1 protein-coding gene is annotated in these 306 nt (G+C 39.2%); it reads right to left on the bottom strand.

Annotation, left to right across the window (positions count from 1 at the left end):
• A partial coding sequence (locus tag ACVCXO_RS02940; protein ID WP_452228103.1) for a hypothetical protein occupies nucleotides 1–306 on the bottom strand: 306 nt, incomplete at both ends.

A 306-nucleotide genomic window follows, 5' to 3' on the forward strand; every position in this document is an offset into this window, starting at 1 on the left:
CACAATTATCAGCTTCATTGGTTACATCACCAGTTTCGCTAACCGTTGCATCATAATTACAAGAAGCATCCGTAAAAATTTCAATAGCTGCAGGCGCAGTAAATGTTGGCGCAATATTATCTGAAACGGTAATCGTTTGTATTTGCGGCGTTGCAGTATTCCCACAATCGTCTGATAAAGTCCAAGTTCTAGTAATAACAAAAGAACCTTCACAAGCACCAGCTGTTACAACATCTGTAAAAGTCGCATCTAAAGTAGTATCACAATTATCAGCTTCATTGGTTACATCACCAGTTTCGCTAACCG

This window comes from Lacinutrix sp. MEBiC02404 (genome assembly GCF_053601575.1).